The following is a 21,863-nucleotide window of genomic DNA, read 5'->3' as shown; positions in this document are numbered from 1 at the left end:
GCGGTGCTCGGGTTCGGGCGGCGAGGGACACGGACTCGGCGTCCTGGGCCTCCGGTTCGGGGACGAGGGGCGGCACCCGCTTGCAGTGGCGTGCTCAACGCCCGTGCGCAGGACGCCCGTTCGTGACCGGGCCCGATCAGACGACGGTCACCGGATGCCGCACCACCGCGCGGTGAGTGTCACCGCGTTCTCCGCGTAGACCTTGACGTCGTACGGCTTTCTGCCCGCCTTCGCGCACACCCCCTTCTGCGCGCTGAGCGTCGCCTCGAAGGTGGTGCCGGCGCCGGTGCCGATGGTCAGCCCGCACAGCTGGGTGAGGTCGGTGATCTTCGACTTGAGCGTGGTGTTGCCCTTCCTCACCGCGAAGCCCTGGCCGTCGTTGATGTAGGTGACGAAGTCGATGGTCTTCAGGCGCTCGGCGGTGACGCCGAAGTTGCCGGTGCCGAAGTCGTACTTGCCGCTGCCGAGGGCGGGCAGGATCGTCTCGAAGGACGCGTCCTGGCGCTCCAGCTTCACGCCGAGCACCTTGGCCACGGCGTCGGCGAGGTCGATGTCCTGACCGGCGGGCGCCTTGTCCGCGCCGTTCGGGTAGTACGCCCCCGGAGGGAATCCGACCGAACTGCCGACCCGCAGCGTGCCCGCCTCGTGTACGTCGGCGGGGAGCAGGGCGGCGACGGAGTCCACCTCGTGTACGGCGGCGACCGGGTCGTCGGTCGGCGCGGGCGAGGCCTGGGCGCCCGCGGCCGCCGTGCCGCCGGTTTCGCCGGAGCCGCAGGCGGTCAGCGCGAGCAGAGGGATCAGGGCCAGGGCGGCGGTGCCGCCGCGCAGGCGGGTGCCGATCGTGCGGATGTTCACCGGTCGAGGGCCTTTCCCGTGTGTTCCCACGCTGCGAGGTGCTTCTCGAAGGGCAGCGGGCCGATGGATTCCGGGTCGGCCTCCGTGTCGAACAGCGGTATGTAGCCGGTGGCCAGGTACAGGCATCGGGCCTCGGGCTGGCGTGGCCCGGTGGTCAGGTGGATCCGCCGGTAGCCGCGAGCGCCGGCCTCGCGCTCCAGCTCGGCGATGACGCGCCGGGCGAGGCCGCGGCGCCGGTGCTCGGAGTGGGTCCAGATCCGCTTCAGCTCCGCCGTCGTGGCGTCGTAGCGGCGGAAGGCGCCGCCCGCGACGGGCTCGCCGCGCTCCAGCAGCAGGAGCAGGCCGCCGTACGGTTCGGTGAACTCCTCGTCGGGGTGGCGGGAGATCTCGGCGTGGGCGTCCTTGCCGTAGCGCGTGGAGTACTCCTGGCCGAGTTCGTGCAGCAGGGGTCTCACGCGTGGGTCGGAGACCGGGAGGTGAACGACCGTCAATTCCGATGCGGAGGTCATCCGTTCACCGCCGTGAGAGCCTGCGCCTCGCGCGTCGCCCGCTCGGCGTCGCGCTTGGCGACCTCCTCGCGCACGATCGGGATCACATGCCGTCCGAAGTCGATGGCGTCGCCGAGCAGGTCGTAGCCGCGCGCGGAGAGGATGTCGACGCCGAGGTCGTAGTAGTCGAGGAGGGCCTGGGCGACGGTCTCCGGGGTGCCGACCAGGGCGTTGGAGTTGCCCGCGCCGCCGGTCGCGGCGGCGGTCGGGGTCCATAGGGCGCGGTCGTAGCGCTCTCCCGCCTCGGCGATGGCGATCAGCCGCTGCGACCCGGTGTTCTCCGGTGCGCCGCTGCGGTGGTGCCGTACGAGACCCGCCTCGCGCCGTTCCCGGATGGCGCCGACCGTGCGATGGGCCTTCTCCCAGGCCAGCTCCTCGGTCGGGGCGATGATCGGGCGGAAGGCGACCTGGATGCGCGGCACGTCGGCGCGGCCCGCGGCCTGCGCGGCGGCCTTCACGTTCTCGATCTGCTCGGCGGTCCTGGCCAGGGGCTCGCCCCACAGGCAGTAGATGTCGGCCTCGGCCCCTCCGGCGGCGTACGCGGCGGGCGACGAGCCGCCGAACGACACGCCGGGGCGGGGCTGTTGGACGGGGAAGACATCGCTGACGAAGTCGTGGAGGCGGTAGTGCTCGCCCTCGTGGTCGAAGGCCTCGTGGGTCGTCCAGATCTTCTTGACGATCCGGATGTACTCCAGGGTGCGGGCGTACCGCTCGTCCTTGGTGAGCGTGTCGCCCTCGCGGCCCTGCTCATGGTCGTTGCCGCCGGTGATGAAGTGCACGGTCAGCCGGCCGTCGCTGATCTGGTCCAGGGTGGCGAAGGTCTTGGCGGCGAAGGTCGGGTACGACACGTTGGGCCGGTGGGCCAGCAGGATCTGTAGGCGGTCCAGCCGGCTCGCGATGTACGCGGCGGCCGGTGCCGGGTCCGGCGATCCGGATCCGTAGGCGAACAGCACCCGGTCCCAGCCGTGGTCCTCGTGCGCCCGGGCGAGCCGGAGCGTGTAGTCCTTGTCGAAGGCGGCGCCGGAGCGGGGCGTGGTTTCGGAGCCGTCGTTGGTGGCGGCGATGCCGAGGAACTCCACGGGCATGGCAATGACCTTTCGAGAACGCGGAGCGCGCGGGCGGGAGTGACTCAACTGCCGTGCGCACAGGCATGAGTGATGAGCCGTCAGCAAACGGCTGACGGGTTCAGTACAGGCGTGACGACGCCAGGCGTCGGTGAAGGCGGATGGCGGTGCTGCGGCAGCGCGCGCGAAGAGAGAGCTCGGCCCGCGACGGGGTCACCGAGGGAGGGAAGGGCCGGTCAGACGGCCCGCTGCCGAGTCAGGCGCAACACGCCGCGGACCACACCCGACCGAAGTCGATGTGATCGCGCGAGACCAAGCGCTGCTGGGCATTCATGCGACTAATCGAGCAGTACATCGTGGCACTCGTCAAGCGGCGCCCGGATGCCGGACCGGCCAGGTCGGCACCTCCCGGCCCGCCGTCGACACACTCGATCGGCGCCTTCCGGCGCCCTGTTGACACATATGTGCCATGGACACATACGATCGACGGCGGATCGGCTCCGCCCTGTGCGGCAGCCTCTCCGGCCGCGTTGAGGGACGCGGCGAGCGTGACGACGCCGGACCCCGGCCGCACCGCACCACCCGCGCAGCGCCCGTAGCGCGCTCCGCCGCGAGTGCCACCGGGTCACCCACGCCCGCGATTCCCTCCCCCGGAGAGCCTCCCCATGGTCACGCCGCCCGACGTCACGTCCAGCCCTGCCACGAAGCCCCCGCGGGCATCCGGCCTCCCGAGCCCCGACCTGCCACGGATCGTGCCGCGCCGGCACGCCGGCCGTTGGCTGACCGCCGCCGTCGCACTACTGCTCCTCGCGATGGTGCTCAACTCCGTCGTCCGCAACGACGCCTTCCAATGGGACGTGGTGGGCCGGTACTTCACCACCGCCGCCGTGCTCGACGGACTGCTGCTCTCCCTGTGGCTGACCGCCGTGGTGATGGTGCTCGGCTTTCTGCTCGGCACCGGGCTCGCGGTGATGCGGCTCTCCGCCAACCCCGTTCTGCGTACGCTGAGTTGGGGATATGTGTGGATCTTCCGGTCCACACCGCTGCTGGTGCAGCTGCTGTTCTGGTTCAACATCGGCGCGCTGTACCCGACACTCGGTTTCGGCATCCCCTTCGGTCCGCAGTTCATCACCGTCAAGACGGTCGATCTGCTCGGTCCGACCCTGACCGCCGTCATCGGCCTGGCCCTGCACGAGACCGCCTATGCCGCCGAGGTCGTGCGCGGCGGCATCCTCTCCGTGGACTCCGGTCAGACCGAGGCCGCCCAGGCACTCGGACTGAGCAGACGCCGCACCCTGCGCCGGATCGTCGTCCCGCAGGCCATGCGCTCCATCGTGCCGACGGCCGGGAACATGCTGATCGGCACCCTCAAGGGCACCAGCATCGTCAGCGTGCTGGCCGTGCACGACCTGCTGTACTCGGTGCAGCTGATCTACAACCAGACCTACCAGGTCATCCCGCTGCTGATGGTCGCCACGCTGTGGTACATCGCGGTCACGACGGTGCTGAGCGCGGGCCAGTTCTATGTCGAGCGGTACTACGGGCGCGGCGACTCCCGTGCCCTGCCGCCCACTCCGCCGCAGCGGTTGCGCGGCCACCTCAGCGCGGTACGCCGACGGTTGAGCACGGCGACGGCCGCCGACGCCCGCCCGGGGATCGGCGGTGGCCGGTGAGCGTCGGTCCTCCCGCGTCCGTCGCGGTCCTGGTCGTCGTCGGTGCCGGGCCGCGTGCCACCGGTCTGCTGGAGCGCATCGCCGCCAATGCCCCCGAACTATGGGACGAGGAGAGGGAGTTGTACATCCACCTCGTCGACCCGCATCCGCCGGGGCCGGGACGGATCTGGCGTCGGGAGCAGTCCCCGCTGCTGCGGATGAACTCCATGGCCGAGGACGTCACCATGTTCAGCGACGAGTCGTCCACGATCGACGGCCCCGTACGGCCGGGCCCCTCCCTCGCCGAATGGTCGGCGCAGTTCTCGGGCCCGGGCCCGCGCCACGCCCCGTACGCCGAACCCGCCGACCCGGAGGTGCTCGCCGAGCTGCGCACGCTCGACGGGGCCGACTTCCCGACCCGGCGCGCCCAGAGCGCCTATCTGGACTGGGTGTTCCGCAGGGCGCTGGCCGAGCTGCCGCCCGCCGTCATGGTCGAGTGGCACCGCACCACCGCCACCGCCGTCACCGGCCCCCCGGACGGCCCGCAGCACGTGCACCTGGCCGACCGCGCCGACCCGCTCACCGCCGACCTGGTGGTCCTCGCGCAGGGACACCTCGGCTCCGCTCCCGCCGCCGAGCACCGTGAGCGCGCCGCCTTCGCCCACCGTCACGGCCTCTTCCACCTCCCGCCGGAGTTCTCCGCCGACGCCGACCTGTCCGCGCTGCGGCCCGGCGAGGACGTCATCCTGCGCGGCTTCGGACTCGCCTTCATCGACCTGATGGCGCTGCTCACCGAGGGCCGCGGCGGGACCTTCCGCACCGAGGCCGACGGCACCCTCACCTATCTTCCGTCCGGCCGTGAACCGGTCCTGCACGTCGGATCGCGGCGGGGAGTGCCGTACCACTCCAAGACCCGTTACCAACTCAGGGGCCCCCGGCCGCCGTTGCCGCGCCACTTCGGCCCTGATGCGATCGACGTACTCCTCGCCGAGGGGCGTGCGCTGGATCTGCGTCGCGATGTGTGGCCGCTGATGACCAAGGAGATCGGGTTCGGCCACTACCACGAGCTCTTCCACGCCCACCCCGAGCGCACCGCCCTCCCCTGGCCGGAGTTCCTCGCCGCGTACGACCGTCTGGACTGGTACGGCGACGACATGGCCGCCCTCGTCGCCGGGGCCGTACCGGATCCGGCGGACCGTCTGGACTTCGAGACGCTGGACCACCCACTGGACGGCCTCGCCTTCTCCACGCCGGACGCCTTCCAGGGCCATCTGCGCGATCACATCGCCCGGGACGTCGTCCGGCGCGAGGACCCGGAGTTCAGCGCCGATCTCGGGGCGTTCCTCGCTCTGCTCTCCGTCTACGGGCAGCTACCGGGCATGGTCGCCGCGGGACGGCTGACCGCGCGGTCGGTCGCCGAGCAGCTCGACGGCTGGTGGCACGGGTTCTTCAGCTTCCTGGCCTCCGGCCCGCCCGGCTTCCGGCTGCGCCAGCTGCTGGCCCTGTCCCGGGCGGGGATCGTCCGCTTCCTGGGCGCCGACATCCGGATCGGCACCGACGAAACGACCGGCACCTTCACCGCGAGCAGCCCCACAGTGCCCGGTCACACCGTCCACGCCGGCGCCCTGATCGAGGCGTATCTGCCGGGCCCCTCCCTCGACCGCACGCAGGACCCGCTCCTACGTGACCTGCACCGGGCCGGCGCGCTCAGCGAGGAGGTCATCGCCGACCCGGCCCACATCCACCGCTCCGGCCTGGTCGCCGTCTCCCCCACCGACGGCCATGTCGTCGACCCGTCCCTCGGCGGCGCTCACCCTCGCCGTATCGCCCTCGGCGCCCCCACCAACGGCCGGTCCGTCGCCGCCTTCGCGCGGCCTCGCACCAACGCGCCCGCCTTCCGGCAGAACGACGCGGTGGCACGTGACTTGCTGCGCGCCCTGAGCTCCCAAGCGCGGCGCATCTCAATTTCTGAGATGACTGAGTCCACTATATGAAAAGCCTCTTGGGGTGAGAGCCACCTTCTGCCACGATCCCCATCAACCAGGTAGGAAAACTAGGGATCTGCGGGGGGGGCCATGCGAACGCTCAGCGGCTCGGGCCTGTTGCTGCCCCTCCTCACCTCGCGCCACCACATCGATCTCGGGCGTACGTCCAGCGCCATCTGTCGGTCCTTCTGAGACCGCTCGCGCGCCTGTGCACATGAACGGGCAGCACGCCTTCCTTGCCGTACCTCCCTGATCACCCACCCCTGAAAGGACACCTCCGTGTCTGCCGCAAGACCGCTCACCGCTCTGCGTACCCTCGCCGTCATCGCGGCGCTCCCCCTGCTGCTGACCGCCTGCGGCTACGGCGCCGAGTCCACCGACGACGGCAAGCAGGCCGAGGTCGCGGCGGACGCCAAGAAGCTCTCCGTCGACGAGGTGAAGATCGGCTACTTCCCCAACCTCACGCACGCCACGGCGCTGGTGGGCGTTCAGGAGGGCCTGTTCCAGAAGGAGCTCGGCGGCACCAAGATCAAGAGCTCGACCTTCAACGCGGGTCCGTCGGAGATCGAGGCGCTCAACTCCGGGTCCATCGACATCGGCTGGATCGGCCCCTCTCCCTCGATCAACGGCTACACCAAGGCGGCCGGAAAGAACCTGCGCATCATCAGCGGTTCCGCCTCCGGCGGTGTGAAGCTCGTCGTCAATCCGGCCAAGATCAAGTCGATCAAGGACGTCAAGGGCAAGAAGATCGCCACGCCGCAGCTCGGCAACACGCAGGACGTGGCACTGCTCAACTGGGTCTCCGAGCAGGGCTGGAAGGTCGACGCGGAGAGCGGCAAGGGTGACGTCTCGGTGGTCCGCACCGACAACAAGGTCACCCCGGACGCCTACAAGTCCGGGTCGATCGACGGCGCGTGGGTGCCGGAGCCGACCGCGTCCAAGCTGGTCGCCGAGGGCGGGAAGGTGCTGCTGGACGAGGGCGACCTGTGGCCGGACAAGAAGTTCGTGATCACGAACATCATCGTGTCGCAGAGCTTCCTGAAGGAGCACCCGGACGTCGTCGAGGCCGTGCTGCGCGGTTCGGTGAAGACCAACGAGTGGATCAACGCCAACCCGGACAAGGCCAAGGCCTCCGCGAACGAGGCCCTGGGGGAGCTCTCCGGCAAGGCCCTGCCCGCCGAGGTCATCGACCCGGCCTGGAAGTCGATCAGCTTCCTCGACGACCCGCTGGCCGCCACCCTCGACACCGAGGCGCAGCACGCGGTCAAGGCCGGCCTGCTGGAGGAGCCCGATCTGAAGGGCATCTACGACCTCGCGCCGCTCAACAAGGTCCTCAAGGCCGAGGGCAAGGACGAGGTCGACGACGCCGGTCTCGGCGTCAAGTAACGGACCACCGCACCCGCCGAGTTCCCAGGAGATGACGACCATGGCCACTACGACGGCCACGACCGCCGGGGTCGCCGAGGACACCACGGTGGCGGCGTACGCCGCCCGCCTCGAGCATGTCTCGAAGTCCTTCGCCGGCCCCACCGGACGGCAGCTCGTCCTGGACGACATCACGCTCGATGTCGCACCCGGCGAGTTCGTCACCCTCCTGGGGGCCTCGGGCTGCGGCAAGTCCACCCTGCTCAACCTGGTCGCGGGGCTGGACCTGCCGTCCGCCGGCTCGATCGGCACGGACGGCCGGCCCGCCCTGATGTTCCAGGAGCACGCCCTGTTCCCGTGGCTGACCGCGGGCAAGAACATCGAACTCGCCCTGAAGCTGCGCGGGATCGCCAAGGCCGAGCGGCGCGAGCGCGCCGAGGAACTGCTGGAACTGGTCCGTCTGAAGGGCGCGTACGGCAAGCGGGTGCACGAGCTGTCCGGCGGTATGCGCCAGCGCGTCGCCCTGGCCCGGGCGCTGGCCCAGGACAGCCGGCTGCTGCTGATGGACGAGCCGTTCGCCGCGCTGGACGCGATCACGCGGGACGTGCTGCACGACGAACTGACCCGTATCTGGCGGGAGACGGGCGTGTCGGTGCTGTTCGTGACGCACAACGTGCGCGAGGCGGTGCGGCTGGCCCAGCGCGTCGTCCTGCTGTCCTCGCGGCCGGGCCGTATCGCCCGGGAATGGACGGTCGGCATTCCGCAGCCGCGCCGTATCGAGGACGCCGCGGTCGCGGAGCTGTCCGCCGAGATCACCGAAGAACTGCGTGGGGAGATCCGCCGCCATGGCCGGCACTGACAACGGCGTCGACACCAAGGTCGACACCAGCAAGAACGGCGCTGATGACCTCGCCGGACTGGAGGCCGGGCTCGACGCGCTGGACTCCGTACAGGTCCGCCGTACGTCACTGCGGGAGACCCTCACCCGCAAGGTGCTGCCGCCCCTCACGGCCGTCGCACTGGTGCTGGTGGTGTGGCAGCTGCTCGTGTGGGCCGAGGTGGTCCCGGAGTACAAGCTGCCCTCGCCGTCCGACGTCTGGGGCGAGGTGCGCGAGGCCTGGCTCCAGGGCACGCTGCTCGACTACATCTGGACGTCCGTCTCGCGCGGTCTGCTCGGCTTCCTGCTGTCGCTGGCGATCGGTACCCCGTTGGGACTGCTGGTGGCGCGGGTGAGGTTCGTGAGGGCGGCCATCGGGCCGATCCTGTCCGGTCTCCAGTCGCTTCCGTCGGTGGCGTGGGTGCCGCCCGCCGTTCTCTGGCTGGGCCTGAACAACTCGATGATGTACGCCGTGATCCTGCTCGGCGCGGTCCCGTCCATCGCCAACGGCCTCGTCGCAGGCGTCGACCAGATCCCGCCGCTGTTCCTGCGCGCCGGGCGCACCCTGGGCGCGACCGGTCTGCGCGAGGCGCGGCATGTGGTGATGCCTGCGGCGCTCCCCGGCTACGTGGCGGGATTGAAGCAGGGCTGGGCTTTCTCCTGGCGTTCGCTGATGGCCGCCGAGATCATCGCCTCCTCGCCCGATCTCGGCGTCGGGCTGGGCCAGTTGCTGGAGAACGGGCGCAACAACAGCAGCATGTCCCAGGTGTTCCTGGCGATCTTCCTGATCCTGCTCGTCGGCATCGCCATCGACCTGCTGATCTTCAGCCCGCTGGAGCGCAGGGTGCTGCGGAGTCGGGGCCTGCTGGTCACTCGCTGAACGACACTGAACGACACTGAACGACAGGACCACGACCGGTCGAGAGGTTGCGTGCCCAGCAGGTCTGCGGACGGTGGCAGACCCGCTGGGCAGAACCTTGTCGCACCGACCGCACGCCAACCCGGACCGGGCCGTCATGTGCGCCGCGGCGGTCGGATCCACCCCAGGGACCGCTCGACGGCCCGCTGCCAGCAGTCGTACTCCCACTCCCGCCGTTCGGGATCCATGTCCGGCAGCCACTGGGCGGCCATGTGCCAGTTGCGGCGCAGAACCTGCAGGTCGGGCCAGTAGCCGGCCGCGAGCCCGGCCGCGTAGGCCGCGCCCAGCGACACCGTCTCATGGACAAGCGGCCGTACGACGGGAACGTCGAGCACATCGGCCAGGATCTGCATGAGCAGATGGTCGGACGTCATGCCGCCGTCCACCTTGAGTTGCTTCAGGGCGAGCGCGGAGTCGGCGTTCATGGCGTCGACGACCTCGCGGGTCTGCCAGCCGGTGGCCTCCAGTACGGCGCGGGCCAGGTGGCCCTTCGTGATGTACGAAGTGAGGCCGACGATGACGCCGCGGGCGTCGCTGCGCCAGTGGGGTGCGAACAGACCGGAGAACGCGGGGACGATGTAGCAGCCGCCGTTGTCCTCGACGGTGCGCGCCAGCGTCTCGATCTCGGGGGCGCTGTGGATCAGTCCCAGCCGGTCCCGGAACCACTGGACCAGCGAGCCGGTGACGGCGATCGGGCCCTCCAGGGCGTAGACCGTGGGCTGGTCCGCGATCTTGTACGCGACCGTGGTGAGCAGTCCGTGCTGGGACCGTACGAGGTCGGTGCCGGTGTTCATCACCAGGAAGCTGCCGGTGCCGTAGGTGCACTTCGCCTCGCCCGGCGAGAAGCAGGTCTGGCCGAACAGTGCCGCCTGCTGGTCGCCGAGGGCCGCCGTGATGGGCACGCCGGGGAGCAGGGCGCGGGCCTCGCCGTAGCGCTCGGCGGAGGAACGGATCTCCGGCAGCATCGCGCGCGGCACTCCGAAGAAGTCCATGAGCGCTTCGTCCCAGGTCAGCGTGCGGATGTCGATGAGCATGGTGCGGCTGGCGTTGGTGGCGTCCGTGATGTGCAGGCCGCCGTCGGGGCCGCCGGTGAGGTTCCAGATGAGCCAGCTCTCGATGGTGCCGAACAGCACCTCGCCGTCGCGGGCGCGCTGCTCCAGTCCTTCGACGTTGTCGAACAGCCAGCGGATACGGGGCGCGGAGAAGTAGGTCGACGGAGGCAGACAGCAGTGTTCGAGGAAGAACTCCTCCCCCGGATCCTCTCGCAGTTCGTCGACGAGCGGCGCGGTGCGGGTGTCCTGCCAGACGATCGCATGGCCGAAGGGGACGCCCGTGCGCGGATCCCAGAGCACGGACGTCTCGCGCTGGTTGGCGATGCCGATGGCGGAGATCTGCCCGGCGTCGATACCCGCGTTGGACAGCGCCTCGGGTACGACGCGCTGGAGGTTGCGCCATATCTCCACGGCGTCGTGCTCGACCCAGCCGGGCCGGGGGAAGAACTGCTGGTGCTCGCGCTGGGCGACTGCGGCCAGCCGCCCGCCGTGGTCGAACAGGATGCAGCGGGTGGACGTGGTGCCCTGGTCGATGGACATCACATACCGGTCAACCATGATCGGCCCTGCCTTCCGATGTGTCGCGGAGGTGCTGGGGACCTACCAGCGGGCCGCGCCCAGGTCTCTGGAGATCGCGCGTGCCGCCTCCCGCAGCACGGTGATCAGGGCCGGTAGAGGCCGGCCTTTGGTGTCGCAGATCCGCTCGACGGCACCGGACACCCCTATCGCGCCCACCACGAGGCCGCCCTGTCCTCGGATCGGCGCTGCGATTCCGGCCTCGCCCATGCTCATCTCCTGCACCTCGGCGCCCCAGCCCAGCTCGCGTATCTCGCCGAGCGCCCGGTTGAGCTGCTCGGCGTGGACCAGGGTGTGCCGGGTGTACGCCTCCGGTTCGTCCGCCAGCAGGGGGTCGACGGGCGTGGTGCCGTAGGCCAGCAGGACCTTGCCGAGGGAGGAGGCGTGCAGCGGCAGGAGTGCGCCGACGTCCAGGGTCTGGAGGGTGTCGTCCGGTCGGAAGACGTGATGGATGACGAGCACCCTGCCTTCCAGGGGCGTACCCAGGCGGACTGCCTCCCCGCTGCGGGCGGCCAGGGCGTCGGCCCAGTTGATGGAGCGCGAACGCAGTTCATTGACGTCGAGGTAGCTGGTGCCGAGGTGCAGCAGAGCCGCCCCGAGCTGGTACTTCCCCGTCGCCGGGTCCTGCTCGACGAAGTCGACGTGTTGCAGGGTGCGCAGGAGTCCATGAGCGGTGCCCTTGGCGAGCCCCAGCGACGACGCCACCTCCCCGAGGCCCAGCCGACGGGAGCCGCTTGCCAGCAGGCGCAGGATCGCCGCCGCCCGCTCTATCGACTGGACTGGGCCGGCCATGAAGCGATGGTAGTCCTGCTTGTCCTGATTTGGGACTGTCGTTCGGTAATGCCGACCGATGTTCGTTGACGGCCCACATATCCGTCTTTAGCGTTCTGAAGTCCGGTCGGCAGTCGGCACGGCTTCCCCGAAGAGGAGGACACATGATCACAGCGCAGCTCGATGCCGCGCCCTGCGGGGAAGTCGAACACGTCTTCTCCCTGCCGCACGCCCCGGGGGCCGTATCGAGCATACGCCGACGCATACGCACGGTCCTCACCGACTGGAACCTGGCCGCGGACGTCGCCGATGACACGCTGCTGGTCGCCTCGGAACTCCTCACCAACGCGGTCGTCCACGCACTGCCCCCGGCGACGCTACGGCTCTCCCGCAGGCAAGCAGGCAGCCACCAGGCCGTACGCGTCGAAGTGACCGACATGGGCCCCGCGACCCCATCGCAGCCGCCCCTCTGCCCCGTCGACCCCGACGAGCACGGCCGCGGCCTCGCCATCGTGGCCACACTGGCGACCCAGTGCGGGACGCAGGTTCACGCCGGAGGGACGAGCCGGTGGGCGGAGCTGCGGGCTGCGGCGACCTGAGGCCATGAGGCCCGCCGCCAAATCCAGATGATTGACGGGCTTGAAAAAGATCAGGGGCCTCGCCTCACCCAAGGTGATTCAAGGCCCCTGACCTGCGACAACCAGTCACATAGCTGTCGGGACGACAGGATTTGAACCTGCGACCCCTTGACCCCCAGAAGCTGAGCCCAAGGTCAGAGCGTCCACACAGTCCAGGGAGTCCGGTAAACGTCCAGGTCAAGGGCTTGCTTCGCAGGATGTCGTGAGGCGGTCTGTGAGAAATATGTGAGACGAGCCGTCCCTATATATGGGGCCTGTTGCGTCACCAGAGCCTTGTAGGCGCGCCGTGACCGCGCTGCTGATTCCTTGATCGATACGGAGCGCAGCGCCCGCTTAGTTGATCTACGCGGCCACGGATACGAACGTCCGTTAGTACGCCTTCGTCCGGTTGAAGTCCGTGATGTTGAGTTTGACGTTCGTGTCCTTCAGCGTCGTGAAGTACTCACCTGTCGCCGTTTGACCAGGCTGCACGTTGACCTCAAGCTGAGAGCCGTTGGCCACTCGGGTGCCGCTTGGGTCGACCGCTTCCCAGTCCCAGGAGTAGTTCGACTTCTCAGAGCTGTTGTTCTTGATCGTCCAGGTTACCCAGATGTTGGTGAACCCGGACTGCGAGCGGTCATCGAGCTTGAAGCTGACCAAGTCCTTGCGTTCGTTGGCCTCGGGTTCTTCTCGTCCGCTCTGTGGGCTCTCTTGGTCGGTCTGCTGCTCTTCGGTCTGCGTCGGAGTAGTAGGTGCGGGAGTCGAGCCACCGTTGTCGTCTCCAGTGCCACACCCTACGAACATCGTGCCGCCGACCGTCATCAAGGCTGCTACAAAACTCGCTGCAATAAGCCTGCGTTGCATGGCCATGTCCCTTGTCGTGCTCTTACGACCGTCGCACACCCGATCGAGTGTTACGGCCACTTCGGGAGGCCCCTCCCGAGGCCATCACAGGCTCGTAGAGGCGAGGACCGTGAAGGGCGCTCAATGGGAGCCGCTAGAAGGGACCCTGACCAACTGCAGGACATGCGGCTGATTGACCCGTCGTCGCCGGCTGAACAGCTTCAGGAAGCCGAAGGAGATCCATTCGATAAGCCCATAGAGTCCCAGCCATATGATCAGCACGATTCCAGGAAGCACCAGGAACACCAGCGACAGGATCGCGACAAGGAACCAGACTGGAAATTCCCTCGGCTTGATGCCTCGCAGGAGCGAGCCGCTGCGCACTGCGGACCACATGATCCATCGACGCAGGAAGGGTACTTCCAGCTCAAGCATGGCTCGGCGGAATACACCATCTGCGTCAGCGCGACCGATCAGCGATGGATTGCGGCATAGAAAGTCATGGAGAATCGCGGCCTTGGTATACCGACCGTAGGTAGGGAAAAGCCAGACGAAGATCCGCGGTACGGATGCGAAGTCGGTGACAAAGCCCTCACCTCCCCCAGGTACCGTGAACAGATCACTGGCACCTGCATAGACGAGGGGTTGCAGTAGCCGCCACTCTCTGTCGTTTATCTGGGCGACTTGAATGTCTGCCTGCACGAACGGCATGGCCCTGTCCTCTCCCCTCGAACACAGACTGCGCATCCAAGCGTAAGACCCTCTCTTCTTCGTTGCATCTTCAGCGGGTGCTCGCGTAACCCGCCATCGATAATTACCGATTCAATTGTTTGTTATTCAGCAAACCGGTGTTCGAGATGCGGCTTCCAGTGACTGGTGCAACGCTGGAAGCAGCGCGTCGCAACTCCGCCGGGGGGATGCCCTAAAGACCCCATCAGCTTGCCTACTGCCGGTGCGGGCTGGAGGACCCCATGCTGAGCAAAGACATCAAGAAGGTTCAGACGACTCGCGCTTGGACTGGCCTGGTTGTTGTTCTTCTCGGCGATATCGGTATCGCACTGGCCGCGATTCTTGTTGCGTTGAATGTAGACGACGACTCTCAGGCGGTCGCCATTCTTACCAGCGCCTTCACTGCGATAACAGCGATATCTACGGCTTACTTTGGAGTCCGAGCTGCCACGAACACAGCCCAGAGTGCCGTCGCGGCTACAGTGAAACCCTTTCAGCAGGATGAGACGGAAACCAAGACAGGGCCTAACACCTGAGCGCTTAGTCGCCGAGCATGCGCGGCGAGGTGATGCAATCATGAAGCCGACCACGTGGCTCGTAGTGAAATGGGTGTGTGCCGCACTCTTTCTGTTCATGGTCGCGTTCGCCTGCATCGACAACCTCCTCGGTCTCAACGGCATAAAGTCGCTGCGCTGGGAAGCGGCCCTTCTCGGAGCTCCTGCAGCGATCACCGGTTTCATATATGCCGCTAGGAAAAGACATCGATTGATTCATCCCGACCTTGCCTCTCCCGCGCTTGATCCCGTGGAGATCACCCCTTCAGCGCGACTCTCTGCTGCGCTCGCACTCCGCGACTTCCTCCGGGACGAAAGTGCGGCAGATCCACAACACAGCGAGGAAATAATTCCCCTCGTTGCAGGAATAGTTACAGCGCCTGTCAAATACATCGAACGAGTTGTAGTAGACGCAGAAGTTAAGCATCAAAGCGCCGAGATACAAACAATGCTTACCATCAATGCTCCAGGAGTAGTACATGGCAAGACCTTGCTAATACCGGCAGTTTGGGTACAGAAAGGGTCCTTTGTCCCCAGGCTGCGACTAGAAGACCGTGAAGGAAAGCCAATTTCTCGAGTCAGCCAGGGGCAAACCAAAGCAGTACTTGCATTGGTAGTCCAATCCCTGTTCAGCGATGCCTATCTAGCCGGGGGCCGGCCTGCCCCGGGTACATTCGAGCAGCAGTATCTCCAAGGTCTTCTTCGTCTTGTTTGGCAGGTTGCGGTATTTGATGTCGCACAGGCAGACAAGATCTTGCTTGAAATGAAGTCGGCTGCGAGCCGCGCTCCGGCAACGTTCAGTGAACCGCAACATAATAGACTGACGCGGCTGTGTCACTTGCTTGCCAAGCATTACCTTATACTGGTGGAGACTAAAGCCTATTCTCGCTGCATAGTGCAGTATACGAGGACGCTTCCCTTGGTTTGGAGAATAGGCAGGTCGCCGCGGATGCACTCAGGAGATGTAGAGAGTCGGTGGTACTCTCTTGCGCGCCTGATGTTTGGCGCGGGCCCCCAGACGATCTACGCTTTCCTATGGTTGCCTTTTCTTGCCCGTGCGTACCACCTCAGGATCAATGGGCCCGCTGACCAATATGTCACGGAACACGCTTTGTTGTACCGACACCAACAAGGAGGCCGTTCGTCCGAATACCGGCCGATTGATGCACGGATCTTCCCACCGAGCTCGCAAATTGATGTCAGGATTGAGGAGCCTACTGGTGTTCCTTATAGCCACCTGTACGTGCGAGGCCTGGCCACTGAGCCACCCACGAAAAGACTTCTGAGCGTGGTTCGATACACAGAGGTTCCACCAGGTGTCTTGGGTATGGCAGCACTGGCCAGCTCGCTGATGACGATTTTCGTTGCCGGTTTCACGATATTGAGCCCAGGTCATCCCGCACTCAAGGAACCCACCGTTGCTCTTCCAGGTTTCCTACTGACGCTTCTGGCGGTGCTTATATCGTGGCTGGGTTTTACTGCAGATCGCGAAAGTGTCCTGAGGGCCTCGATGAGCGCACGAGGCGGGCTCATCGGCGTGATAACTGTGCTCTTTGCCAGCGTTCTGCTGTATGCAAACAGCTGGATCAACAAACCGACGTGGACCTTGTCCTTCTTTGGGGGGGCCTGGCACTGGAATCACCTCAATGTATGGTGGGTGATCTTGAGCCTAGTGGCCATTATGTTGACGGTAGCTCTGCTTATGGTGTTCATAGTGCGCATGACTAGGTATATGCGGATCATCAAGAGGCGCAACCTTGAGTACGTGTCATGAGCGGAAAAGATGCCATTGCGCGGCCAACGAAAGTGTCCCTTGACCATCAAAACAAACTATTGACATTCAACGAAAAATGGAGTACTATCAATCAAATTTATGCCAACTGAGCGATTAAACAGGTGGGTTTTGCCTAGAGCCAGAAAAGCACGGAAGGAGAAGCCAATGACTGAGACTGAATGGGCTCAGCATGACTTCAAGCATGGTACTTCTGAAGAGGTGCGCGACTTGCTGACAGCTGAACTTCCTGGCGGCATGAGGAACGCGTACTTCATTGATAGTGCCGCCCCCTCCGGCGACTTGTTGGCCACTCCAGCTAATATTGGCCCAGAGTACCACCAGCTCCCTCCTGACGAAAAGAAAAGGCAAGCAAGCCGTTTCATTTCGCTACTGGATCAGCAAATACAGCTGGCCGAATCCGAGGTTGCGAGTTTTCACCGCCAGGCCTTCCCTGAAAATGGTTCCTCCGTATCCCCATCTCCGGAAGCAGAGCAGGATTCAAGCAGAGGCTGAAAATATCCGATTCAGCGCTCAGTGATCGACAGTTCTCATTCATTGCAGGTGAGATCAAGAATCCTATTTGATTCTCGTCGCGTCGGACTGTATCCCCATGCAATCAAACGTCAAGGCATTTCTGGCTTTGTTTCCATTTTCGGTAAGCTAGCTAACATCTTTCCTGTGTCTTGCCTCGTATAATCCGTTCTCATATGGCAGAACGAGCAAGATCTACATTTGATACACAAGCCGTCGCGAAGGCACTCGGCACCGAGGCGTGCCCGGTGACCGATCCCGCTTACGGCGAGGGACAGCACTTCCAGGTGCGAAGCAACGGCACCTTCCTAAGCCTCGACACTTTCCCCGAGCGAGGCGTCTCCCGGATCACCACCAAGGGCGCTCGCATCGAGCTGTTCGGCGACATGGTGCCCCGCGTCGAGGGCGAGGGCATCGTCTTCCTGCGCAAGGACTCAGACCATGAGCATTCCTCGATGGCCCTGCATCCCGATGGCGGCCTGACGTTTGGCTACCAGGTCGATGCCGGCCCTGCTGCAATCGATGGACTCCCACAGGATCTGGAAGACACCGAGCAGATCATCACGCGCCATGAGGCAGTCCAGGCCCCGGCCCAGGACGACGAGCCGCCTGTCACGGCGCAAGCTGCCAAACCTCCGGAGAAGCCCCAACCATCCCGGGCACTTGGCGCCTTCCCTGATGTTCGCCCGATGGTGCAGGGTGTTGTCGCCTCAGAGCCCAATCCAACGTCCAACGGTCATCTCCAGTCCGCGCCCAAGGTGCGTGCGGACACAAAGGCCGGCCTCAGGCTTCAGCCTCAGGATGAGCACCCACTCGACCGAGCTGCTGTCCGCGCAAGGGCGCGGGACCAGGCCACTACCGAGAGCGAGACGCCCGCGGCGGAGACGAAGGAGGCCGAGCGTCAGCGAGTCAAGCTGGTTGGTCGGCTGGGACGGACCCCCACTATGCGGGAAACCGCGGGCGGCAAGCTCGTTGGCAAGTTCCCTCTGGCCGTCCATCTCGATGACGGCACGACCAAGTGGCACAACATCGTGGCCTTCGGTGAACACGCCGCAGCACTCAAGACCCGCACCGAGGCCGGCGAGCTGGTCAAGGGAAACGAGATCGAGGTCGTGGGCTACCTCCACGAACGGGAATACCAGGGCAGAGACGGCACGACCAAGACAGCGCAGGAGATCTACTCAGTTGCGGTAACGCGACACTGAGCAAGCCATTGTGCTTGGCGATCCAATTTGGCACGACGTAACCCCGTCGTCCCTTTTTTGCATCTTGACACCCATATGTCAAATATGAGAAAAACAGCTATATATGTCAGAAGGAGGAGAAGGACAACAACCAGACAGCAAAGAGGTGGAATTCCAGCAGATCGAGCGGCTGCCTGTTGAGTCCGTATTGTCCTCCGAGGGTGCAAAGAACCTGCTGCCCTACGTGGCTGGCGAACTTCAGCATGTTACGCAAGAAAAAGGCTCACCCGACTTGCGAGCTGCCGACAGCGCGAACAAGACCCCAGAAGGAATTTTGCTTGAAGACATGCACGATCTCGGAGTGGGCGCACATAACGCTTGGTTGAAGCAGCGGGAGGCGGGTGTGGCAGAGCCTTCCTTAAGCCATCCGGACGCGTACCCGGAAGGTTACGCTGATCTGGCTGCGGCGACAGCTGCCTATACCCTGCTTGCGTATCCTCGTCTCAGCGCGATGGAGCAAGGAAGAACCATCGATTGGGCGCTGCAAGAGGTGAAGACGTGGGGGACTCACAGTACGGAGCGTGGTGGCAACGGAATTTGGGTGGGGTATAAGGGTGCGGAACTTGTCCAATCCTTGACGGAGCGCACAGGACTTGCCTACGACAAGTCGCAGCAGTGGATACCACTCCAGCCGGCGCTTGATGCCCTAGAGCGAAATTTCCCCGATAGTAAGGCTCAGAACGCTGAGCGGGACGCTGATGTCACTCGCTCGATTGAGCGTTCCGCGGCGGCAGCACGCTGACCCCTTCTCTTTGCTGAACGGGTACCTGTCCCCTCACAGTTGAGCCAATCCAAGCTCTTCGGACTACCCTGGGAGTACAGGCGTTTCACGCCCCCTTTGATTCAGGCCACGACAGAAGGAAGGGCCTGCTGTGGGCCCTCGTGACGACTTCCTCCTCGGCACAGACGAGGCCGGTAGCCCCGTCTACCTACCGGACGCTATCCGTACGCAGCATGTGACCATCCTCGGAGCGACCGGCACTGGCAAGTCAACACTCCTTGAGAACATGATCCTTGCCGACATCAAGGCGGGCACATCCTGCATCGTCATCGACGCGCATGGTGACCTAATCGAAGGCATCGTACTCAAGACGCCTGCTGCGACCAAAGACCGAGTGCACTTCTTGGAGGTTTGGCGCAATCTGCCCTTTGGTTTGAACCTCCTGGAACTGCCTAATCGCTCGCAAGAGACGATAGATATCGTGGCACCTGAGATTCTCCTGCTCTTTAAGCGGATGTTCGAGGGTGAGGCCGAATTCCGACCACAACTCGATCACGACCTGGATCTCATCATCCGCACGCTTCTCGCCAATGAGGGCACCACCCTTGCGGAGACACTCGACCTAATCGGCGACAAGGCCACACGCGAGAGACTGACTCGAAACCTTACCAGCAGGGCACTCATCGCTTCATGGGCGGAATACAACAATCTCAGTGCCAGAGATAAGGCGAGCCGCAACGCTGCCCTTCGTAACAGGCTTAACCGCTTCCTGGGTTCAGAGACGATGTCTAACATCGTCGGCCAATCCAAGACCACAGTACCGCTCAAGTGGGTAATGGATACACCGGGACAGGCCCTCCTGGTGAGCCTTCCGATAGGTGGTCATGGTTCAGAGCTTGAGAGCAAGTTTTTGGGTAACTTGTTCGTGTCTCTGATCGCCAGGCTTATTTTTCAGCGCGCCGGCTCATCTAAAGAGAGGCGTAACCGCGTTCATCTGTACTTGGATGAGTACGGCCGTTACGCGACGCCGACCACAGCAAAGCTCTTTACAGACATCCGGAAGTACGAAGTCAGCCTAACCGTTGCTCACCAGTCCAGAGGAGACGTCAGAGGAGCAGGAAACGAGGACGCGGAGTTTCAAGCAGGGACGCTTATTTGCTTCCATCCGGCAACGGGCGAAGAAGCTGATGCCTTCGCAAGAGACGTCAAGGTTGAGCCACGTCCCGCCGAGGAGCCAGCTCGTAACATTTCACTCTCCCCCGTAAAGCAGCTCCTTGCGGGTGCGCATGAATCCGATGAAGTTCAAACTCTGACTCGGCGAATCCTCGTCCCCCTGCAGAAGTTCATCGATGCCGATGAAGGTTTTGGACGTGCCAGCCCTGTACATCGTGATGGCATGATTTGGACCCCCTACCAGGTAACGGTCAAGGAATTCCAGGAGGTGATGAGGCTTATAAACGACCTACTTGTCGATGTAATGATGGGGAAAGTTCCAGTCACGCATCAGTACGGTGATTTTGTTAATCGGCTAGCCGTCATCGTCCAACATATCAGCCCCTACCTTTATGTTGATTGGGCGGGCTCCGAAGAGAGCGCGAACGACGGTGTTGAGCTGCAACTTACTTCTGCTCGTCTCCAACTTTCACTCCAGGTTCTTTTGAGTCAGGTAATAATCGACACGGAACTTATTGAGAAAGCAAGCCGCGGCCCAAATTTTGTGAAAGGAATCTACACCCTTTGCAGTCTACTCACCGAACGACCAATCTATGTGCCCATCCATGGCCGAAATGCACGGCCCGCCCAACTTATCCATGACGCCCAGGACGAGCTATCGAACGCCATCAAGGGACTCCCTAACTACTTTGCGTACGTCCGACTGCGTACCGATCCGGTACAGGTTTCTCGCGTCCGGCTCTCCCCTCCAGGCAAGAACCTCCATCCGCCGCCTCCATCACTGGAGGAGGTGGCGAACGTGGCGAACGATCTTCTATCCCAGTTCGCCTCCGGGAAGGGGAGGAAGCCAGTGATTGTCGGGCATGGGACCGAATTCCCTTCGCTCGGCGACGCCGATTTTAAGCGGATCGCCGAGCAGATCAGGGAATCTGACCGACGGGAGAAACGCCAGCGTATTGAGCAGAAGGCTACTAGCGCCCTGAAAGTTCGCAGCATCAAGGCGTTTGGGACCCCGCGTGAGGCTGTTGAGGCGGAGATCCGGGACAGGCGTATGCGCCTCTTCGGGCCACACAGCTCACCACCAACAAAGCCTGCCGACGCGGATCCAGAGCCGCCGATCGGCAGGAGGTCCCCCAGAAAGCCCTCTGGCTGAGGTGCCGACTTCCATGTGGCAGCGTAAAATAGAGAGAGAAGCAAGTCGCGCAGTATTCCGTTGGGCATCATGTCGGATAGTGGCTGATTAAGTCCTAGCCAGGGGTTGTGCGCTATGACCAGGTACCGGCTTTTCACCCTCTTTCTAGCGATACTCTCGTTCATCGTTATCGGCAGTGCATGTGGCGGTGGTGAGAGTCTCCTGAACTCCTTGAAATCGCTCCGCGGGCAAGCGGATCAGCTGATCGCGACTGTGCCTGACTCTCCAAACAGCAGCGAGATTTCTGTGCTTAGGGAAAAACTGGATGAGGTGTCGACCAAGTTGGACGCTGTGCCAGGCAATCTATCGAGCGAAGAGATCGCCGCGCGGGAAGCAGCTGAGGCCGCTCGAATTAGGTTGGAAACTGCTATCAGGCAGTCAGAAAGCCAAGTAGCAATACCCCAGACCGCCGCCACCCTGGCTGATGGCTCCCGACCACCCCATATAACGCCCGACGACGCGGAGTGGATAACTCTTAGCGAGAGTCTCAAGAAAGACGCCGAGGACTACATAAAGGAGTTTGCGTGCGAGCAAGCGTGGACCGCCCTAACACCGGAGAAGCAGCAGGAGCTGAATCCACCCAACAATTTCTTTGCTGATCTTACAGTGGAGACAGTGCGTACGAACATAGACGTGGCTTATATGGACTGGAAGTCGACGCCCGTGGGACGGTATGTCGCTTGGGCTGAATACAGCAACGGGCTCTTTGAGAAGATGATGGAGTTCATCTCACAGAACGAGCTCGCCGCACCTCCTCAGGCGTACTCTTACTACGCGCGCTATTGTCTGACGCCACCTATCCCCTGACACGGTCCGCGCGG

The 21,863-nt window shown here is 64.3% G+C and carries 20 protein-coding genes and 1 pseudogene; 14 read left to right on the top strand and 7 right to left on the bottom strand.

The genetic code is table 11. From position 1 onward, the window contains the following. Positions 1–168: 168 nt before the first annotated feature. From ACZ7NC_RS15895 to ACZ7NC_RS15885, 3 genes and pseudogenes are all read right to left on the bottom strand, one after another. A pseudogene (locus ACZ7NC_RS15895) lies at positions 169–840 on the bottom strand (transporter substrate-binding domain-containing protein); the annotation flags it as partial. An 11-nt stretch (positions 841–851) separates the two neighbouring features. Continuing rightward, complete coding sequence (locus tag ACZ7NC_RS15890) at positions 852–1,364, bottom strand: GNAT family N-acetyltransferase (RefSeq protein ID WP_471488576.1); 513 nt, start codon at positions 1,362–1,364, stop codon at positions 852–854. After that, positions 1,361–2,488, bottom strand: a complete 1,128-nt coding sequence (locus ACZ7NC_RS15885) for an LLM class flavin-dependent oxidoreductase (protein WP_471488574.1) — start codon at positions 2,486–2,488, stop codon at positions 1,361–1,363. Before ACZ7NC_RS15885 ends, ACZ7NC_RS15890 begins: the two co-directional genes overlap by 4 nt. A gap of 644 nt (positions 2,489–3,132) precedes the next feature. On the opposite strand from ACZ7NC_RS15885, the gene ACZ7NC_RS15880 reads away from it, so the two are divergent. The 6 genes from ACZ7NC_RS15880 (at position 3,133) to ACZ7NC_RS15855 (ending at position 9,226) form a co-directional block, all read left to right on the top strand. Next, a complete protein-coding gene (locus ACZ7NC_RS15880) occupies positions 3,133–4,140 on the top strand; it encodes an amino acid ABC transporter permease (protein ID WP_471488573.1) in 1,008 nt (335 codons plus the stop codon). Beyond that, a complete protein-coding gene (locus tag ACZ7NC_RS15875) occupies positions 4,137–6,113 on the top strand; it encodes an FAD/NAD(P)-binding protein (RefSeq protein ID WP_471488572.1) in 1,977 nt (658 codons plus the stop codon). The genes ACZ7NC_RS15880 and ACZ7NC_RS15875 overlap by 4 nt, the downstream gene beginning before the upstream one ends. An 81-nt stretch (positions 6,114–6,194) precedes the next feature. Continuing rightward, on the top strand, positions 6,195–6,296 hold the full coding sequence (locus tag ACZ7NC_RS15870; protein ID WP_471488570.1) for a putative leader peptide: 102 nt from the start codon (positions 6,195–6,197) through the stop codon (positions 6,294–6,296). A gap of 87 nt (positions 6,297–6,383) precedes the next feature. After that, entirely contained in the window at positions 6,384–7,490 is a 1,107-nt protein-coding gene (locus ACZ7NC_RS15865; RefSeq protein ID WP_471488569.1) for an aliphatic sulfonate ABC transporter substrate-binding protein, read from the top strand. A 31-nt stretch (positions 7,491–7,521) separates the two neighbouring features. Beyond that, complete coding sequence (locus tag ACZ7NC_RS15860) at positions 7,522–8,328, top strand: ABC transporter ATP-binding protein (protein WP_471488567.1); 807 nt, start codon at positions 7,522–7,524, stop codon at positions 8,326–8,328. Further along, positions 8,315–9,226: an ABC transporter permease gene (locus ACZ7NC_RS15855; protein ID WP_471488566.1), complete on the top strand. Its 912-nt coding sequence runs from the start codon at positions 8,315–8,317 to the stop codon at positions 9,224–9,226. The genes ACZ7NC_RS15860 and ACZ7NC_RS15855 overlap by 14 nt, the downstream gene beginning before the upstream one ends. Before the next feature lie 134 nt (positions 9,227–9,360). On the opposite strand, the gene glpK is transcribed toward ACZ7NC_RS15855, so the two are convergent. Further along, positions 9,361–10,875, bottom strand: coding sequence for a glycerol kinase GlpK (gene glpK / locus ACZ7NC_RS15850; RefSeq protein ID WP_471488564.1), 1,515 nt, complete (start codon positions 10,873–10,875; stop codon positions 9,361–9,363). Positions 10,876–10,917: 42 nt separating this feature from the next. Further along, the gene (locus ACZ7NC_RS15845) at positions 10,918–11,685 is read right to left on the bottom strand and encodes an IclR family transcriptional regulator (protein ID WP_471488563.1); all 768 of its coding nucleotides are present in this window, start codon (positions 11,683–11,685) and stop codon (positions 10,918–10,920) included. 143 nt (positions 11,686–11,828) lie between these two features. On the opposite strand from ACZ7NC_RS15845, the gene ACZ7NC_RS15840 reads away from it, so the two are divergent. Then, positions 11,829–12,263, top strand: coding sequence for an ATP-binding protein (locus ACZ7NC_RS15840; protein ID WP_471488561.1), 435 nt, complete (start codon positions 11,829–11,831; stop codon positions 12,261–12,263). A 408-nt stretch (positions 12,264–12,671) separates the two neighbouring features. Here ACZ7NC_RS15840 and ACZ7NC_RS15835 read toward each other — a convergent pair whose 3' ends face one another. Together ACZ7NC_RS15835 and ACZ7NC_RS15830 are read right to left on the bottom strand one after the other, a co-directional pair. Continuing rightward, positions 12,672–13,151: a DUF4352 domain-containing protein gene (locus ACZ7NC_RS15835; protein WP_471488559.1), complete on the bottom strand. Its 480-nt coding sequence runs from the start codon at positions 13,149–13,151 to the stop codon at positions 12,672–12,674. A gap of 114 nt (positions 13,152–13,265) precedes the next feature. Further along, positions 13,266–13,835: a DUF1353 domain-containing protein gene (locus ACZ7NC_RS15830; RefSeq protein ID WP_471488557.1), complete on the bottom strand. Its 570-nt coding sequence runs from the start codon at positions 13,833–13,835 to the stop codon at positions 13,266–13,268. Between the two features lie 260 nt (positions 13,836–14,095). On the opposite strand from ACZ7NC_RS15830, the gene ACZ7NC_RS15825 reads away from it, so the two are divergent. The 7 genes from ACZ7NC_RS15825 (at position 14,096) to ACZ7NC_RS15795 (ending at position 21,849) form a co-directional block, all read left to right on the top strand. After that, complete coding sequence (locus tag ACZ7NC_RS15825; RefSeq protein ID WP_471488555.1) at positions 14,096–14,389, top strand: hypothetical protein; 294 nt, start codon at positions 14,096–14,098, stop codon at positions 14,387–14,389. 40 nt (positions 14,390–14,429) lie between these two features. Further along, complete coding sequence (locus ACZ7NC_RS15820; protein WP_471488553.1) at positions 14,430–16,181, top strand: hypothetical protein; 1,752 nt, start codon at positions 14,430–14,432, stop codon at positions 16,179–16,181. A gap of 165 nt (positions 16,182–16,346) precedes the next feature. Then, a complete protein-coding gene (locus ACZ7NC_RS15815) occupies positions 16,347–16,694 on the top strand; it encodes a hypothetical protein (protein WP_471488551.1) in 348 nt (115 codons plus the stop codon). Between the two features lie 194 nt (positions 16,695–16,888). Beyond that, positions 16,889–17,917, top strand: a complete 1,029-nt coding sequence (locus ACZ7NC_RS15810; RefSeq protein ID WP_471488549.1) for a single-stranded DNA-binding protein — start codon at positions 16,889–16,891, stop codon at positions 17,915–17,917. Positions 17,918–18,062: 145 nt separating this feature from the next. Next, entirely contained in the window at positions 18,063–18,698 is a 636-nt protein-coding gene (locus tag ACZ7NC_RS15805; protein WP_471488547.1) for a hypothetical protein, read from the top strand. Positions 18,699–18,828: 130 nt separating this feature from the next. Further along, on the top strand, positions 18,829–21,003 hold the full coding sequence (locus ACZ7NC_RS15800) for a type IV secretory system conjugative DNA transfer family protein (RefSeq protein ID WP_471488545.1): 2,175 nt from the start codon (positions 18,829–18,831) through the stop codon (positions 21,001–21,003). 114 nt (positions 21,004–21,117) lie between these two features. After that, the gene (locus ACZ7NC_RS15795) at positions 21,118–21,849 is read left to right on the top strand and encodes a hypothetical protein (RefSeq protein ID WP_471488543.1); all 732 of its coding nucleotides are present in this window, start codon (positions 21,118–21,120) and stop codon (positions 21,847–21,849) included. The last annotated feature ends 14 nt before the right edge of the window (positions 21,850–21,863 follow it).

It is taken from the genome of Streptomyces sp. NPDC111802, assembly GCF_055634335.1.
Note: the sequence above shows the minus strand (reverse complement) of the source record. Positions and strands in the feature narration are given on the sequence as shown.